The organism is Williamsia phyllosphaerae, assembly GCF_014635305.1.
Taxonomy (GTDB): Bacteria; Actinomycetota; Actinomycetes; order Mycobacteriales; family Mycobacteriaceae; genus Williamsia_A; species Williamsia_A phyllosphaerae.
This window is the reverse complement of record NZ_BMCS01000001.1, coordinates 2,406,251-2,419,880: the sequence shown is the minus strand read 5'-3', so window position 1 is coordinate 2,419,880 and position 13,630 is coordinate 2,406,251. Positions and strand designations below refer to the sequence as shown.

Annotated in this window: 14 protein-coding genes, 1 tRNA gene and 1 other RNA gene; 5 read left to right on the top strand and 11 right to left on the bottom strand. The window is 67.0% G+C overall.

Annotation, left to right across the window (positions count from 1 at the left end; translation table 11 throughout):
- Window positions 1-332: 332 nt before the first annotated feature.
- Window positions 333-671, top strand: coding sequence for a histone-like nucleoid-structuring protein Lsr2 (locus tag IEV93_RS11240; protein ID WP_188489657.1), 339 nt, complete (start codon window positions 333-335; stop codon window positions 669-671).
- Window positions 672-990: 319 nt separating this feature from the next.
- On the opposite strand, the gene IEV93_RS11235 is transcribed toward IEV93_RS11240, so the two are convergent.
- The 3 genes from IEV93_RS11235 to pgm all read right to left on the bottom strand — a co-directional run bounded on the left by IEV93_RS11235 (window position 991) and on the right by pgm (window position 3,646).
- Window positions 991-1,063 (bottom strand) — tRNA-Ala (locus IEV93_RS11235).
- A gap of 96 nt (window positions 1,064-1,159) precedes the next feature.
- Window positions 1,160-1,906, bottom strand: coding sequence for a DsbA family protein (locus IEV93_RS11230; RefSeq protein ID WP_188489655.1), 747 nt, complete (start codon window positions 1,904-1,906; stop codon window positions 1,160-1,162).
- 102 nt (window positions 1,907-2,008) lie between these two features.
- Complete coding sequence (pgm, locus tag IEV93_RS11225) at window positions 2,009-3,646, bottom strand: phosphoglucomutase (alpha-D-glucose-1,6-bisphosphate-dependent) (protein WP_188489653.1); 1,638 nt, start codon at window positions 3,644-3,646, stop codon at window positions 2,009-2,011.
- Between the two features lie 129 nt (window positions 3,647-3,775).
- Between pgm and IEV93_RS11220 the strand changes: the two genes are divergently transcribed.
- Both IEV93_RS11220 and IEV93_RS11215 read left to right on the top strand, forming a co-directional pair.
- On the top strand, window positions 3,776-4,369 hold the full coding sequence (locus tag IEV93_RS11220; RefSeq protein WP_188489651.1) for an alpha/beta fold hydrolase: 594 nt from the start codon (window positions 3,776-3,778) through the stop codon (window positions 4,367-4,369).
- 85 nt (window positions 4,370-4,454) lie between these two features.
- Entirely contained in the window at window positions 4,455-5,804 is a 1,350-nt protein-coding gene (locus IEV93_RS11215) for an alpha/beta hydrolase (RefSeq protein WP_229705037.1), read from the top strand.
- 86 nt (window positions 5,805-5,890) lie between these two features.
- Here IEV93_RS11215 and IEV93_RS11210 read toward each other — a convergent pair whose 3' ends face one another.
- The 6 genes from IEV93_RS11210 to smpB all read right to left on the bottom strand — a co-directional run bounded on the left by IEV93_RS11210 (window position 5,891) and on the right by smpB (window position 9,436).
- Window positions 5,891-6,739, bottom strand: coding sequence for an aldo/keto reductase (locus IEV93_RS11210; RefSeq protein ID WP_188489649.1), 849 nt, complete (start codon window positions 6,737-6,739; stop codon window positions 5,891-5,893).
- Window positions 6,740-6,828: 89 nt separating this feature from the next.
- The gene (locus tag IEV93_RS11205; protein WP_188489647.1) at window positions 6,829-7,386 is read right to left on the bottom strand and encodes a hypothetical protein; all 558 of its coding nucleotides are present in this window, start codon (window positions 7,384-7,386) and stop codon (window positions 6,829-6,831) included.
- Between the two features lie 142 nt (window positions 7,387-7,528).
- Window positions 7,529-7,984, bottom strand: a complete 456-nt coding sequence (locus IEV93_RS22680; protein ID WP_308691062.1) for a putative endonuclease domain-containing protein — start codon at window positions 7,982-7,984, stop codon at window positions 7,529-7,531.
- A complete protein-coding gene (locus IEV93_RS22675; protein WP_308691061.1) occupies window positions 7,981-8,295 on the bottom strand; it encodes a hypothetical protein in 315 nt (104 codons plus the stop codon). The genes IEV93_RS22680 and IEV93_RS22675 overlap by 4 nt, the downstream gene beginning before the upstream one ends.
- A gap of 209 nt (window positions 8,296-8,504) precedes the next feature.
- Window positions 8,505-8,872: a transfer-messenger RNA gene (gene ssrA, locus IEV93_RS11195) on the bottom strand.
- An 84-nt stretch (window positions 8,873-8,956) separates the two neighbouring features.
- Window positions 8,957-9,436: an SsrA-binding protein SmpB gene (gene smpB, locus IEV93_RS11190; protein ID WP_188489645.1), complete on the bottom strand. Its 480-nt coding sequence runs from the start codon at window positions 9,434-9,436 to the stop codon at window positions 8,957-8,959.
- Window positions 9,437-9,576: 140 nt separating this feature from the next.
- On the opposite strand from smpB, the gene IEV93_RS11185 reads away from it, so the two are divergent.
- On the top strand, window positions 9,577-10,116 hold the full coding sequence (locus IEV93_RS11185) for a GNAT family N-acetyltransferase (protein WP_229705036.1): 540 nt from the start codon (window positions 9,577-9,579) through the stop codon (window positions 10,114-10,116).
- On the opposite strand, the gene ftsX is transcribed toward IEV93_RS11185, so the two are convergent.
- Together ftsX and ftsE are read right to left on the bottom strand one after the other, a co-directional pair.
- Window positions 10,101-11,006, bottom strand: a complete 906-nt coding sequence (gene ftsX / locus IEV93_RS11180; RefSeq protein ID WP_188489643.1) for a permease-like cell division protein FtsX — start codon at window positions 11,004-11,006, stop codon at window positions 10,101-10,103. The genes IEV93_RS11185 and ftsX overlap by 16 nt on opposite strands.
- Complete coding sequence (gene ftsE, locus IEV93_RS11175; protein WP_188489641.1) at window positions 11,006-11,692, bottom strand: cell division ATP-binding protein FtsE; 687 nt, start codon at window positions 11,690-11,692, stop codon at window positions 11,006-11,008. Before ftsE ends, ftsX begins: the two co-directional genes overlap by 1 nt.
- Window positions 11,693-11,948: 256 nt before the next feature.
- Here ftsE and IEV93_RS11170 point away from each other — a divergent pair, with 256 nt between their 5' ends.
- Window positions 11,949-13,628 (top strand): MinD/ParA family ATP-binding protein, encoded by a 1,680-nt coding sequence (locus IEV93_RS11170; protein WP_371873808.1) that lies wholly within the window; start codon window positions 11,949-11,951, stop codon window positions 13,626-13,628.
- Window positions 13,629-13,630: the final 2 nt, after the last annotated feature.

The following is a 13,630-nucleotide window of genomic DNA, read 5'->3' as shown; positions in this document are numbered from 1 at the left end:
ACTCGCCGAGACATCGGCGAGGAAGAAGCGTTCTACGACGCGAGCGGCCCACGGACAACCCAGTGGGCCTTTCGTTGACCAGACTAGCCGACGAATCCGACCGGCGACCGCACGAGCGGAGTCGCGTACGACACATTCACCCCCACCCGGAGTCCACGGATGTAAATCCGGGCATTAGTCCGGTTCTTTTATTGGTCTCACTCCAGAACACGATTAAAGGGTCATTCCGAGAAGTCGCCGCGACGTCGGAATAGGAGTTGTTTGCCCAATTAGTACATGTCGCCTAATGTTTCCATCGACAGACGGCAGTGATTGGAAGGACCCCGGAGAATATGGCCAAGAAGCAGATAGTTCAGTTCATCGACGACATCGACGGCAAGGTGCTGGAGGAATTCGAAACTGTCCGCTGGTCGCTCGATGGGCGTCAGTACGAATTCGACACCTCGCCCAAGCACGCACAGCAGTTCCGCGATTCTCTCGTCAAGTACATCGAGGCGTCCCGGTCCGTCGCCGGCCGCCGCGGCAAGCGTGCGCTCGTGCCCGCCGGTGCCACGCGCTCCAAGGAGCAGACGCAGGCGATTCGGGACTGGGCCAACAGCAACGGTTACGAGGTCAGCAACCGCGGCCGGATCCCCATCGAGGTCGTCGACGCCTTCGAGGCCGCCCACTGATCGTTCGGTCCGCAGCCACACCGGACCCCACCGTCACAACGGTCATCCACTCTCGCGAGTGGATGGCCGTTTTTCGTTTGTCGTCACGCCACAGAAACGACATTTCCATACCAATTGGTATTGAAAGTCTCCGGCATTGTCTTCTCGACGACTCGGCCACAGCCGATCTGCGATGCATTGCCGATCCGGTCGGCGAATTCCGATGCGTCTGCGATGCGCCGACCTCGATGAGTCGGAACGCGACCAGCCCGAAACGCAAAAACGTCTCGCCGCGATGCGGCGAGACGTCAGCGATCAGATCCGAACTGCGATCTCACGGTGGAGCTAAGGGGACTCGAACCCCTGACCCCCACACTGCCAGTGTGGTGCGCTACCAGCTGCGCCATAGCCCCGTGTTCAGTTGTCCGCACCCCGGTGTTCACCGGCACACGGTCCGAGGCGAAATTACCCCATCGGCGGGGTCGGGTCCAAATCCCCTGTCCGTACGATCAGTTCTCGTCCGCGCTGCCCGACAGCAGCGTCTGCAGCCACTGCGGACCGCTCAGCAGGTCTGCGACCGGCTGACCACCGCTAAGGACGCTGGGGGTCCCGACCTGTCCGTTGAGTGACTTCGACAGCTGTGTAGTGGACTGGTCGGCGGCTTCGTTGGCCGCCTGGATCTTCGTACCTGCGGTGATGCACTGCTGGGCGGCCGGTGTCGCACCCACCGCGGCGGCCTTCTGGGCGAGCGCCGCGTTGTCCGGGTCGTCCCCGCCCTCGGGCGGTTGCTCGACGTAGAGCTTGCTGTGGAACTTCAGGAACGTGTCCTGGTTGCCGCCCTCGGCGACACACAGCGCTGCACCGGCCGCGCGCGACGAGTAGTCACCCGAGCCCGAGTTGCGGTTGAGGAACGTCAGGAAGTGGTAGCGGACGCGCAACGTGCCCGCGGCGGCGGCGTCGATCATGGCCTGACCCGACTGCGCCTCGAACTCCTTGCACACCGGGCACTGGAAGTCCTCGAACACGTCGATCGTGTGGGGCGCATCGGCGCGACCGATGATCAGGCTGGCGTTCTGCGCCAACACGTTCGGGTCGGCCTCACCCTTGTTGCGTTGGTTGTTCCAGATCACCCCACCCACCACGACGGCAGCGATCACCACGACAGCGACCGCGGCGAGCAGATAGGTGGTGGTGCTCGACGTCTTCTGCGGCTGATATTTCGCCCGCTGTCGAGTCGAGGACTTCTTCTCCGCCATCACCGCTGTCCTTCGCCGTCATCTGATGAGCACACGCACGTCACGCCGTCACATTAGCCAACCGCGACTGAGAGAAATCTGAGCGTCTCCGCTCGATCTCCCTCAGCTCAGGACGCCGTCGACGAGCGCCTGAGCCTCTTCCTGGACCTGCGTGAGATGGTCTGGGCCGTTGAAGGATTCGGCGTAGATCTTGTACAGGTCCTCGGTTCCCGACGGGCGGGCGGCGAACCAGGCGTTCTCGGTGACGACCTTGAGTCCACCGATCGCGGCACCGTTGCCCGGCGCCTCGGTCAGGATCGCCGTGATCGGCTCCCCCGCCAGCGACGTCGCCGACACCTGCGACGCAGACAGCCTGCCGAGCAGCGCCTTCTGCGCCCGACTCGCCGGGGCGTCGATCCGCGCATAGGCGGGGTCACCGAACTGCTCGGTGAGTTCGGCGTAGCGCTGCGACGGGGACTTGCCCGTCACGGCCAGGATCTCCGACGCCAGCAGTGCCATGATGATCCCGTCCTTGTCGGTGGACCAGACGCCTCCGTCGGTCTGCAGGAACGACGCGCCGGCACTCTCCTCGCCACCGAAGGCGATGTCGCCGCTGAGCAGACCGGGGACAAACCACTTGAAGCCGACCGGCACCTCGACCATCCGACGGCCGATGTTCGCCACCACGCGGTCGATCATCGACGAGCTCACCAGGGTCTTGCCGACCGCGGCGGAGGCGTTCCAGCCGGGCCGGTGGGTGAACAGGTAGTCGATCGCGACGGCCAGGAAGTGGTTCGGGTTCATCAGCCCGCCGTCGGGGGTGACGATCCCGTGCCGGTCGGCGTCGGCGTCGTTGCCGGTGGCGATGTCGTAACTGTCGCGGACGGCGATCAGCGACGCCATCGCGTTGGGCGACGAGCAGTCCATCCGGATCTTGCCGTCGGTGTCGAGGGTCATGAACCCGAACTGCGGGTCGACGGTCGGGTTCACGACCGTCAGGTTCGCGAGGTTGTACATGAAGCCGATCTCGGCCCAGTACCCCACCGAGGCCCCGCCGAGCGGGTCGGCGCCGATGCGGATGCCCGCCTCGCGGATGGCGGTCATGTCGACGACGGTGGAGAGACTGTCGACATAGGTTGTGCTGAAAGGATATTTGACGACGAGATCGGAATGGATCGCGCGTTCGAACGGTACCCGCGGGATCGAGGTCAGCCCCCCGCGCAGCAGTTCGTTTGCGCGATCGGCGATTCCGGTGGTGATCGACGAGTCGGCGGGCCCACCGTTGGGCGGGTTGTACTTGAAGCCACCGTCGCGGGGTGGGTTGTGTGAGGGTGTGACGACGATGCCGTCGGCCTCCGGTCCCCCCGCACGGTTGTGCACCAGGATCGCGTGACTGACCGCGGGAGTCGGTGTGTGCCTGCTCAACTCGTCGATGCAGACCTCGATGCCCGCACCGACGAGCACCTCGATCGCGGTCCGCCACGCCGGTCGCGACAATGCGTGGGTGTCGAAGCCGATGAACAGCGGGCCGCCGATGCCTGCGCCCCGTCGGTACTCGATGATCGCGGCGGTCGTCGCCACGATGTGCGATTCGGTGAACGCGGCGTCGAGGCTCGAACCACGATGACCCGAGGTGCCGAACACGACCTGCTGCAACGGATCTTCCGGGTCCGGGACCGTCGTGTAGTAGGCGTCTTCGAGCGCCCCGATGTCGACGAGGTCCTCTGGAAGTGCCGGAGTGCCGGCCCGCTCGTGCGCCATGTCTGGATATCGCCCTTCGCCGTGCCCGCGTCAGAATTGTCCTGCTCCGCAGGATTCTGCCAAACATTGCGCCCGGGTATGGTCTGCACGCGGATAGTCACCGCCGAGACGTCGAGGAGTGTGTCTGTGATGGTTGCCCGCCGCACGGTGTCCGCCGTGGTGTTGGTGCTCCCCGGCGGTACCGATTCGAGTTACGAGAAGAGTTCGTGGCGCTCGCCGTCGGCGCTGCGGATGTACCCGTTCACGTGGTCGATCGCCGCCGCGTTCGGTGGTCGCGTCGCCGTCCGCCAGGTGCGCTACCGCGTCTACGGATGGAACGGGGGCCAGGCCAGTCCGATGCCGTACGCGTGGGCCGCACTCGAGGAATCCGCGGCTCGGCATCCGGGTGTGCCGATCCATGTGATCGGTCATTCCATGGGTGGTCGGGTCGCGGCGCATCTCGCGGCCGATCCCCGTGTGCACGGGGTGTTGGCGCTGGCGCCGTGGTGGCAGTACGCCGACTGGCGACGCATCCATCCCGGTGTGCGGGTCGTGGCGATGCACGGCACCGCCGACACCCGCACGTACCCGCATCGCACCGCGAAGGGGATCGATGAGCTCGCGGCCGCGGGCTTCGACGCGACGTTCGTACCCGTCCCGGACGGCGGGCACGCGATGCTCGACCACATCGGTTGGTGGCAGCGCGCGGCCATCGACTTCGTGCGTACCGCGATCGCCCAGTGAGTCCCGTGAGCGCGATCACACCGCGCTCAGACGAATTCGCGCGGATTCACAGCAATCCAACAGGTGACGGTTGCATCATCATCAGGTGCGTGGTGTCGACGTCGTGGTGAGCGCGGAGCAGTGGCAGTACAGCCCTGCCCGCCACACGGCGATGGCGCTGGACGTCCACCTGCTGACCGGTTGGTTCCCGACCGTCGTCGAGGTGATCGCGGCAGCGCTGGTCATCACGGCCGTCGGTTGGCGCACCCGCCGGTGGCGAACGGTGTGGGTACCCGTCGCCATCGGCGTCGGTGCGGTGACCGCGGTCGGCCTATACCTCTATCTCGACCACCGCGGACTGGCCCCGGACTCGGCGCCGGTGCTGTTCTGGATCTTCGCGGCGATCGCCGCGGCGATGGTCGTCGTCATCGCCGCGGGGGCGCGGCACGCCCGGTGGTGGCAGCACGCGGCAGCCGCGGTCGCGCTCCCTCTGACGCTGGTGAGCGTGGCCCTGATCGCGAACCAGTGGTCGGGCTACTACCCCACACTGACCCGCGCGTGGGACGGCATCACCGCAGGACCCCTGCCCAACCAGACGACCGTCGCGAAGCTGGCCTCCTACCGCGACAAGCCCACCGAGACCGGCCGGATCGTCCCCTTCGACGCCCCGAATTCGCTCAGCCACTTCCGTCACCGCACCGAGTACGTCTACCTGCCACCGGCGTGGTTCGCGGGGCCGACGCCACCGCGTCTGCCCGCCGTGGTGATGATCGGTGGGGTCATCAACACCCCCGAGGACTGGGTGCGCAGCGGCAACGCCCTCGAGGTCGTCGACGCCTACGCCCGCGACCACGGCGGTCGGGCCCCGATCCTCGTGCTCGTCGACCCCTCCGGCGGATTCAGCAACGACACCGAGTGCGTCGACGGCCCGCGCGGCAACGTCGACACCCACATCGTCGACGAGGTCCGTCCATACGTCATCTCGCACTTCGCGGCGGCGTCCGCGGCCCGCAACTGGGCCGTGGTCGGCTGGTCGATGGGCGGCACCTGCGCCATCGACCTCGCCGTGCGGCACCCCGACGACTTCGCCACCTTCGTCGACATCTCCGGCGACATCGGCCCCAACGTGGGCGACAAACAGAACACGATCAAGACGCTCTACGGCGGCGACAGCGACGCGTGGGACCGTTTCGACCCGGCCACGGTGATGCGCGCGCACGGTCGGTACACCGACCTCGCGGGCTGGTTCCAGTCCGAGGGCAAGCGGTCCGGCGGTCAGCTGGGGTCGAGTCAGATCACCGCGGCGAAACAGCTGTCGTCGCTGGCCGATTCGCTCGGCGTGACGACCACCGAGGTCTATCGCGCCGGACCGCACACCTGGTCGTTCGGTGCGATCGCACTTGCCGATGCCCTGCCGTGGCTGCACGAGCGGATCGACACCGGAGCCGGCACCTGAGAGGTCCCGACATGAAAAGACCCGGCAGAAGGATCACCCCTGCCGGGTCTTCTCGTTCTCCCGGTTCACGTGGTCCGGGAAGTCATTCAGTCGGGGATGTAGTCGAACGTGTCCGGGTTGGGGCCGGTGCGTCCGTCTTCGCCCTTGTCGAGGCCGTCGAGTGCGGCGACGTCGTCTGCGGAGAGCTCGAAGTCGAAGATGTCGAAGTTGTCCTTGACGCGCTGCTCGGTCACCGACTTCGGGAAGATGATGTTCCCGTGCTGGATGTGCCACCGCAGCGTCACCTGGGCGGTCGACTTGCCGACCCGCTCGGCGATCTTCCCGATGACGTCGTCGTCGAGCACCTTGCCCTGCGCGATCGGCGACCATGCCTCGGTCGCGATGCCGTGCTCGGTGCCGTAGGCGATCGCCTCGGTGTTGGTGAAGTACGGGTGGACCTCGATCTGGTTGACCGACGGCACGACCGAGGTCTCCGCGGCCAGCTTGTCGAGGTGCGTCGGCTGGAAGTTCGAGACGCCGATGGACTTGGCGCGACCCTCCTCCTGGAACTCGATGAGCGTGTTCCAGGTGGTCACGAAGTCGCCGTCGTACCGGGTGGGCAACGGCCAGTGGATGAGGAACAGGTCGACATGGTCGAGTCCGAGCTTCTCGAGGCTCTCGTCGAACGAGCGCTTCGCGTCGTCGGGACGGTGGAAACCGTTGTTGAGCTTGGTGGTCACCCAGATGTCGTCACGGGCGATTCCCGAGTCGCGGATGCCCTCGCCGACCTGCTTCTCGTTGCCGTACATCTGCGCGGTGTCGATGTGCCGGTAGCCGGTCTCGAGCGCGAGGCGGGTGGCCTTGGCGGTCTCGTCGGCGTCGATCTGGAACACACCGAACCCGAGTTGCGGGATGCTGCGTCCGTCGTTGAGTGCAATGGTCGGAACCGAGGTCATCGGGCGTCCTCCAGGAGTTGATGGCAGGCCCGAATCTCAGGCCCACGATCGTTTCCAACGCTCATCGTCGGGGAGGCATTCCTTCCTGATCAGACGACGCATCCCTCGAGTGCCGGGGCCTGCGCCGCGGTCACGCCGTACTGCGCGCACTGGATCGCCGACCCGACATCCAGGACGGTCCAGCTCTGTCCGGTGCGCTGGAACAGCACTCCCGACGATTGCGGGGTCCCGGAGGTCGAGGCGAGGGCGAAGGGCGTCGAACACTGGATCCGGCGGAAGCCCGTCGGGCTTGCCGTCCGGTTGAAGGCCGGGCTCGACCGCAGCGCTGCCATCAGCGAATCCTCGGTTGCGAAAGTGCATGCGTCACTGCCCAACGGCGACTTCGGCGCCTGGGTCTGCGTTGCCGCGGGCGGCGGTCCGTCCACGATCTCGTCGCTCACCGTGGGCGCGGGTGCTGCCTCGTCGGCCTCAGCCTCCGGCGCCGACGACGAGGTTGACGCCGCGGTGGTGGACGGCGCTGCCGCGGACACCGAGGCAGAGGCGGGCGTCGACGAGACAGTGGCCGACGAATCGGTGTCGGAGCCGCAGGCGGTGAGCAAAACCGCTGCAGCAGCAAGGGCGACGGGAAGGACGAGGAGTCGGCGCACGAGGGGTCCTTTGTTCGGGTACGAATCAGTCACACAGGACATCGCCGGGGTGGTACGCCGCGTTACCAGCAGCCGTTCTCCCGGGAGCAGCGGACTTCGTCCGACAGGGGTGGCATGAAGGGCAATATGCCCTTGATGAGGTCTATGCCGGACGATTTCTGCCACGGATTCGGTGACGGTCGGCACGGGTGATGGTCTGGACATCGTCGAGCACGCCATCCCAGCCGTACAGGACGTCGTCATAGGTCACCCGCATCGTCATCCATCCCGTGACGAGCGCAGACCGGTAGCGGCGCCGATCATTCTGGTAGTTCTCCAGACTCGTGTGATGGGTCTTGCTGTCGCACTCGATGAGCAACTTGCCCACCCGCAGGTCCACCTTTCCGACGCCGGCGATCTTCGGCTGGACGACCACACCGAATCGCAGCGCACGCAGGCGAACTCGACAGATGGACTCCATACCCGATTGAGAGTGCTCGTCGCATTTCGACAACAGAGATCTGCCTCGGGCGTTGAGGACGGCGTCCAGGTCGGCGCGGTCGACGAGTCCGGACTCCAGTGCCGAATCGCAGGCAGCGATCCAGTGCTCGTCGCTCATGCACAGCACCGCGCATCGGAGCGCGACATCGACAGGGTCGACAGCAGCCGACGTCGGAAGTGGCGGTCCCGGTGCGCGGCAACGCCTCGGCACCGATCCGCGAAGACTCTTGCTCGCCCTGGTGTGCACCGTGTCGTACCCCGGTGCGATCCACACGCCGTGCCGCCGCGGAGCCGAGACACAGCCGAGAACTCCGCCTGCGCGCACCCCGGCCACCACTGTCGGGTCCGCGTCGGGACGGACGTATCAGCCGACCTCAGCCGGATCAGGTCACCGGACCGGACGGCTCGACGTACCTGCGGCTCCGTCATCCCGAGGCGAGCGAGCTCGGCTCGACTGAAGACTCCGTGTTCCACCAATGTTGGACGGTGGCCGCGCCCGCCGGGATCCGTCGAGATCGTCCGACATAGAGCTGATCAAGGGCAATATGCCCTCGAACCGCCGTATATCGGACGAACTCAGTCGGGCACATCGCGAAACGCAGAACGGACCAGGACTGATGTCCTGGTCCGTTCTGTGACGGTGGAGCTGCCGGGAATCGAACCCGGGTCCTTCGTCATGTCAGTAGGGCTTCTCCGTGTGCAGTTCGCTACGCCTCTACTCGGATCTCTCGGTCACGCGAACAAGCCGAGATGACGATCCCAGTCGCTGTTGGATGTCCCGTCCCCCTCCGCGACCGAGGAGGACGGTGAGCTCCCTGAATGATGCCGGTACCCGGGGCGGGAGCACACCCGGGCCGACAGACTAGCGCTCGCTCAGGCGGCGAGGGCGTAGTCGCGCTGATTCTTATCGGCGCTTAATTGGTTGCGATGACGCTCACGGTGGTCTCTCGCCTGCACCGACACGCTTCCCCTACATCGATGCACGCAGTCGAAACCGTTCAGCCCCGTGTAGGTGTCCGCCGCTGACACAGCGAACGATTGATACTAACAAGCCGTACCGACGAATTCATTCCGATTTCGCCTCGGCGACTCAGCCGGGCATGCCCTTGACGCGGCGTCCGAGCTCGCGGGTGACCTCGCGGACCGCGGTCCGCTCGGCGAGCGCGCGGCGCTTGTCGTGGGCCTGCTTGCCCTGGGCCAGGGCCAACTCGACCTTGACCTTGCCCTCGTTGAAGTACATCGACAGCGGGACCAGCGTCAGGTTGCCCGTCTGGATCTTGCCCGTCAGACCGTCGATCTCGCGACGATGCAGCAGCAGCTTGCGGTTGCGACGAGGCGCGTGGTTCGTCCACGACCCGTTGCCGTACTCCGCGATGTGCAGCCCGCGCAGCCAGACCTCGCCGTTGTCGATGGTCGCGAACGCGTCGACGAGCGATGCCTTCCCGTCGCGCAGGCTCTTGACCTCGGTCCCGAGCAACGCGACGCCCGCCTCGTAGGTGTCGAGGATGAGGTAGTTGTGCCGCGCCTTGCGGTTCGTCGCGATGGCCTTGCGGCCCTTTTCCTTCACCATCTCTTCACCTGCTCTCGTCGTCTCGATGGTCGTCCACGCGCGCCCGAGCGGCGCGCAGAAGCGAAATGCCAGCCTACTGACCCCGACGGGGACGCGGAAATCGTTTTCACTTCGCGGCGGACGGCAGGGACACTAACCACATGGCTTCGCGTTCCATTCCGTCCGACCCCGCTCCCCTGCCCCCGATGCAGCCCGCCGTGCCCGCCGATGCGCCGGTGATCGCCGCGCTGCGTGACGAGCTCGCCCGCTGGATCACCTCGAACGGCATCCGACAGTGGGACGAGGGCGATCTACCCGCCGACGAGGTCGCCGCCGGCATCGAACTGGGCGAGTGGCACGTCGCGCGACTCGACGGTCGCATCGTTGCGTGTGTTCGCCTGGCGTGGTCGGACCCGCTGTTCTGGGGCGACGACGACGCGCCGGCCGGTTACGTCCACGGATTGATGGTCGACCGCGCGCACGCGGGATCGGGGTGGGGACGCCAGATGATCGACTGGTGCGTCGAGCGGACCCGAGCCGCCGGCCACGACGTCCTCCGACTCGACACCGCGGCCCACAACGACACCCTGGTCGCCTACTACGGATCGCTCGGCTTCACGCAGGTCCGCGAGACCGCCCTGCCCGCACGCTACGGACGCGACATGAGCGTGGTGTTGTTCGAGCGTCAGATCCGGACGTAGAACCGCAGCGTCGCGTATCCGGTGACCGTCGCCAGCCCCACACCGGCGATCAGCAACCACGGCGAGACGAACACGACGTCGGAGATGGTGATCCGCGCCAGGATGTTGACGCCGTAGAGGTCAGACAACGCCCTGTCGAAGAACAACACCTTCGCCCCGAAGAGGCCCGCGATGGCCAGGACGGACCCGACCAGCGCCGAGACCACCGCTTCGAGGAGGAACGGCAGCTGGGTGTACCAGCGGGTGGCACCCACCAGTCGCATGATCCCGACCTCGGTTCGCCGCGTGTAGGCCGCGACCTGAACGGTGTTGGCTATCAGCAGGATCGCGGCGAGGGCGAGCACCAGAGCGACCGTGAACGCGGCGTTGCGGGTGCCGTCGAGCACGCTGAAGATGCGTTTGACCAGCTCCCGCTGGTCGAGGACCCCGTCCACACCGTCGGCGTCGCGGTATTTGTCGAGCACGGCGCCGAATCGGTTCGCGTCCGACATCCGCACCTTGAACGACGCCGGCAGGGTGTCCTCCCGGATCATCGACGCGATGTCGGGCTGGTTGGCGAACGTCTTCGTCTTGGCGTCGGAGAACGCGGCCGCCCGGTCGATGTACTGCACGGAGTCGACGCCGGGCTCGTTCTCGATCTGCGTGCGCAGCGTCGAACACGGCGCCGCGCGGCACTCCGGGTCGGCGTCGGCGACGGGATCGGAGATGAAGATCTGCATCTCGACGCGGTCGAGGAAGATCTGTTGGGACTTGTCTGCCATCTGCACCACCAACAGCCCGCCGCCGAACATGGCGAGGGTGATGGCCGTCGTGAGCACCATGGCCAACGTCATGGTGATGTTGCGCCGGAGGCCGTTGAGAACCTCGCTGACGATGAAACTCGCGCGCATCAGCCGACCCCGTAGACGCCGCGCTCGTCATCGCGGACCAGGCGTCCGAGATTGAACTCGAGCACCCGTCTGCGCATGGCGTCGACGATGTGTTGGTCGTGCGTGGCCATCACCACCGTGGTCCCCCGTCGGTTGACACGGTCGAGGACATCGACGATCTCCTCGCTGGTCTCCGGGTCGAGGTTGCCGGTGGGCTCGTCTGCGAGCAGCAACAACGGCCGGTTGGCGATGGCGCGAGCGATGGCCACACGCTGCATCTCACCGCCGGACAACTCGTAGGGCATGCGGTCGGACTTGCCGCCGAGGCCGACGTACTCGAGTACCTCGGGCACGACCCGGGCGATGGTCGACTTGGGCTTGCCGATCACCTCGAGGGCGAACGCCACATTGTCGGCGACCGACTTCTGCTGCAGCAGCCGGAAATCCTGGAACACGCACCCGATCGACTGTCGCAGCAGCGGCACGCGTCGGCTGGGCAGTTTGTTGACGTCGAACTGACCGACGCGGATCTGCCCGCTCGTCGGCTTGTCCTCCTTGAGCAGCAGCCGGAAGAACGTCGACTTCCCCGAACCCGAGGGCCCGATGAGGAAGGCGAATTCTCCTTTGTCGACGCCGAGGCTCAACCCCTGCAGAGCGGGTCGGCCGGAGGCCTTGTATTTCATCGTGACGTTGTCCAGCGTGATCACGGCGGCCAGTGTAGCCACACCTGTAACAGGTCCCGGTCAGGCTGACGCGGCAGTTCTCGCCGCGTCTGGACGCCCCGGTGACGTCCCACGCGCCCCAGGATGGGTGCCGCCCTCGCGCGGCGGGTGCGCGCGGCTGCATCATGGAGCCGTACAACCGGGGGGATCCGGGCTCTGCCGCGGCGCCAAGCGCGGCCGGACACGACATCGTCACGTCGTTCGCAGGCCGTAGAGTTCGTACATCCGCCCGACGAGACCCATGGCCGATCAGGCCACACGAGAAGAGTCGAGGACGCACGTGAGTTTCGACAGGAACCAGGCCCCGGCGCCGCCCCCGTGGTTGACCGGCGCGGCCGCACCCACCACCCCGGACGCCGATCACGAGGCCCCGCCACAGTCGGATCCGGCTCCGGACGATCGCGACACCGAGACCGGTCCCCTCGATGCACCCGCATCCCGACACCAGCAGACCGACGACAATGTCGACGAGGACCGATCGGCGCAGGGCGCGCCCCAGCAGTGGTCCGAGGGGCCGCCCCAGCAGTGGGACGCACCGCCACCCCAGTGGGATGCACCACCCCCGCCCCACCAGGACGCACCGCCACCCCAGTGGGACGCACCCCAGCCCCAGTGGGATGCCCCGCCACCCCAGTGGCGCGGCGATGCCCCGCCCAACGCGTGGCCGAACGACGCCCCGCCGCCGCAGCGGCCGTACGACGGCCCCCCGCCCGCGTGGCAGAACGAAGGCCCCCCGCCCTGGCAACAGCACGACGGTCCGCCACCGTGGCAGGGTCCGCCTCCCGGCGGACCGCCGCCCGGCTGGCAGGGTCCGCCCCCGAACACCTACCCCGGTCCCCCGCCGCCGCAACGCGAGCAGTTCGGTCAGGGACGGCCGCAGCAGGGGTATCCGTCCGGCCCACCTCCGGGTCAGCAGACGCCCTACCCGGGTCAGGGTGGCGGATTCCCGCCGCCGGGGTTCGCGCCGCAGCAGGGATTCGGGGGACCGCAGACCCAGGCCCAGCTCGACGCGGAGGCGTTACTCCGCAAGGCACGTCGCGCCCCGCAGGCCGGGTGGCGACGCACGGTCCATCGGATCTCCGGCGGGCATCTCAACCCCGGCGACTCCCGCGACACCGTCTACTACGACCAACTGGTGCACCGACTGAACGCGCCGGTGCGCGGCGACTTCCGTGTCGCGGTGCTGTCGTTGAAGGGTGGCGTGGGCAAGACCACCACCACCGTCGGGCTCGGGTCGACGTTCGCCCACCTGCGTGGTGATCGGGTCATCGCGGTCGACGCCAACCCCGACCTCGGCACGCTGGCGCAGCGCGTCCCGCAGCAGACACGGTCCACCGTGCGTGACGTGTTGATGGACGACTCGATCTTCCGCTACTCCGACATCCGCGCGCACACGTCGCAGGCTCCCAGCAGACTCGAGGTGCTCGCCTCCGAGCGGGATCCGGCCGTCGCCGAGACGTTCGGTGAACAGGACTACCGCAGCGTCATGCGGGTACTGCAGCGCTTCTACAACATCATCCTCACCGACTGCGGGACCGGTCTGAGTCACTCGGCGATGAACGGTGTCCTCGACATGGCGCAGGCCCTGATCCTCGTCTCGACCCCGGCCATGGACGGCGCCCGCAGCGCGAGCGCGACCCTGGACTGGCTACAGGCGCACGGGTACGGCCATCTGGTGTCGCGCGCGATCGTCGTGCTCAGCGGGCCGCGCCGGGGAACCACCACCATCGACATCGGCCAACTCGCCCAGCACTTCCTGGCCCGCACCCGTGCGGTCCAGATCGTCCCCTACGACGAGCACCTGGCCGAGGGGGCCGAGATCGATCTCGAGCTGCTCAACCGCGACACCCGACGGGCGTTCGTGGAGCTCGCCGCCACCGTGGCCGAGGACTTCGCGGCCACGATGCACGACGGGATGTGAGC